Annotated in this window: 5 protein-coding genes; 3 read left to right on the forward strand and 2 right to left on the reverse strand. The window is 28.1% G+C overall.

The genetic code is table 11. The features are described from left to right. Nucleotides 1-359: 359 nt before the first annotated feature. Nucleotides 360-899, reverse strand: coding sequence for a glycoside hydrolase family 19 protein (locus D0T56_RS16420; RefSeq protein WP_163321251.1), 540 nt, complete (start codon nt 897-899; stop codon nt 360-362). Between the two features lie 116 nt (nt 900-1,015). On the opposite strand from D0T56_RS16420, the gene D0T56_RS16425 reads away from it, so the two are divergent. The 3 genes from D0T56_RS16425 (at nt 1,016) to D0T56_RS16435 (ending at nt 2,006) form a co-directional block, all read left to right on the forward strand. Next, nucleotides 1,016-1,186 carry a hypothetical protein gene (locus tag D0T56_RS16425; RefSeq protein WP_163321252.1) on the forward strand — a complete coding sequence of 57 codons (171 nt, stop codon included), beginning with the start codon at nt 1,016-1,018 and terminating at the stop codon, nt 1,184-1,186. Nucleotides 1,187-1,232: 46 nt separating this feature from the next. Then, nucleotides 1,233-1,652 (forward strand): DUF5053 domain-containing protein, encoded by a 420-nt coding sequence (locus D0T56_RS16430; protein WP_163321253.1) that lies wholly within the window; start codon nt 1,233-1,235, stop codon nt 1,650-1,652. A gap of 96 nt (nt 1,653-1,748) precedes the next feature. After that, nucleotides 1,749-2,006, forward strand: coding sequence for a hypothetical protein (locus D0T56_RS16435; protein WP_163321254.1), 258 nt, complete (start codon nt 1,749-1,751; stop codon nt 2,004-2,006). A 109-nt stretch (nt 2,007-2,115) separates the two neighbouring features. Here the strand turns inward: D0T56_RS16435 and D0T56_RS16440 are convergent, their stop codons facing one another. Then, nucleotides 2,116-2,394, reverse strand: coding sequence for a hypothetical protein (locus tag D0T56_RS16440; RefSeq protein WP_185153903.1), 279 nt, complete (start codon nt 2,392-2,394; stop codon nt 2,116-2,118). Nucleotides 2,395-2,488: the final 94 nt, after the last annotated feature.

Raw genomic sequence — 2,488 nt, forward strand, 5'->3', positions numbered from 1 at the left:
AAATCACAAAGTTATGTAAAAGAACGCTTTAATAAACTATTAAATATAAACTCTATTGTTTATAAATTTTCTGTTCATTATTTCCAAGACATACTTTCCCCCATTGCCAATTAACGCCTTAATTGATTTAGTATTAATTTATTATCATTAGAATCTAACTTTAATAATTTAACACATTCAATATATGTCTTGGGGAATTTTTGTTGTTCTTAATTGCTGTACACTCAATCTCGAATCAACATTACAAAGATACGATTTTTAAAATTTCCATCCAAATATTTGGTATATAGGAATTTAATTATTATATTTGCTCTTTCTAAGGAAGAGGTAACTACTATGTTAATTACTGTTAAAATAACTTAACTGATTGTACTGATTTTCTTACATCTGTTCCAGATATTCAACCTATCAGCATACCCATTATACCCACCATTTATAATTTTTGTGATGCGTTTAAATGCAGTTTCATCACCATTATCAGCAATAGTATTTAGTTTTCTGTTGTTCCACCACCAACAGGCAGACTTAACTGCAAATTCAGGTGTTGCCAATAATTCAGGTTGGTTGATGAAATCAATACCCCAAGCATCAGATAGTTGCTTATAATTTGCTCTACCTGTTATTTGTATCAATCCACGACCTTTATATTTACGACCATCCCCAGTATGGGTATTTCCTAAGTCTTTACGCCCTTCATATGCTGCACCTGATGCAAGTTCTTCATTGTATTTTAATTGTCCTGATTCGTGCCCTATTTGGGCTAAAAACATACATATGCGATTGGGTGTATTGATTTCATAGTAGTTCATATATTGATTCAAATATTCAATATATTTTTCTCTATTAATTGCTGTAGATGAAGGATATATAGCCTGTAATTGTTCAAGTGTGATTTCCATACTTTTTTTATAATATGGATAATTTTTCTTCAAATAAATTTGCATATTATCCAAATGGTTATTATATTTGTAATACCAAAGTTAATAAGAGTATTAATAATTAATGAATTGAAATTATGGAACAAGAAAAAGTTGAAGAAGAAATCAATCACATCAAACAAAACCTACTGTTTTTTTCAAAGTATTGGAATCTTTTAATTGAAAATCCCAAATCAAGAAAAGCAATGATGACAACAATAGATAGATTACTTGATAGATTGATTATCTTGTTGAAATTAAGGAAGTAATTAATAACAAGCACCTCGAAAGGGGTGCTTATAAAAAATAAACATTATGAATGAAGTTGAAAAATATTTAGCAGAATGGCATACATTAAAGACTGATGAAGATTTTGCTAATTTTGATAAAAAAATTAAAGCAGAACAAGCAGCACGAACACCACAAGAATTAGAAGAAATTAGTAAGCAATTTGAAAAAGGTGCTGAAAAAGCTATTAAGGAAGCAGAAGAATTAATTGAATACCTTACAGTTAAACAGCAATTAGAAGATATATTACCATATATATCTGTATCTCAAATTGCGCAACAGTATTTTAAAAAATCTCGTCATTGGTTCTATCAAAAATTAAATGGTAATATTGTGAATGGGAAAATAGCATCATTCAATAAAGATGAAGTAAAAGTATTATCACAAGCATTAAATGATATAGGAAAAAAATTTCAAGATACATCAATTCGTTTGATTAATACTTAATTATTGACTTTGGTAATTTATAATTAATTTCTTGAAATTTCAGGGTTGGTTTATTCCAACCCTTTTTTATCTTTATTTTTTTATCTTTTAAATTTTATGGAATCAGCTAAAAAACGCATTGATAGAATGCTACATCTTCTCAAAGAATGTAAAACTGAGACTGAAAAATACATTTTGGTTGAATTATTTAAAATTGAAATTTCGTTTTTATCTGCTGATGAAGCTATGAAAGATATAGAATATTGTTTATCTGAAATTAGACGACTAAACAATAAAATTAAAAGAATTGAAAAATTAGAGGATATGCAAAGAAAAATAATTCTCAAAGTTTTTATTTTCTCAATCAGTTGGTAGTAAATCAAAAAAGGCTGCCATGTGCAGCCCCTCTATTCAATCCTTGTTATAATCCTATACATTTATTACTATAATGGTTGTACTTCCCATCCTCAATTAATATATTCTGTTATAACTTATCAATTGAACTATCTGTATCTTCTTTTTTCAATTCCTTAAATAATTCATTCTTTAATGTTTGAAATCTTTCTTTGTAAGTGTAATTGATACCAAGAATAGCCCCACCAAATACAAAACATTCTCCAGTTGCTACTAATATACTACTGGCAATTGTTGCGTTACCTGATAACCATAGACCTGCAAATAACAAGCCACAACCAAATACAACTACAATTGCAGCAATGACAATCATTGCACCCGCTTTATTTTCGCCTAAGTACTTCAACATAATTTATAATCCTCCTATTATTTTTCTTCTATTATTTGGTAAAAATGTAATACCACTATTATATTTCATCTTATTACTACCTGTACCATTCTTA

The sequence above is a fragment of the Dysgonomonas sp. 520 genome, assembly GCF_010501095.1.
GTDB lineage: Bacteria > Bacteroidota > Bacteroidia > Bacteroidales > Dysgonomonadaceae > QVMP01.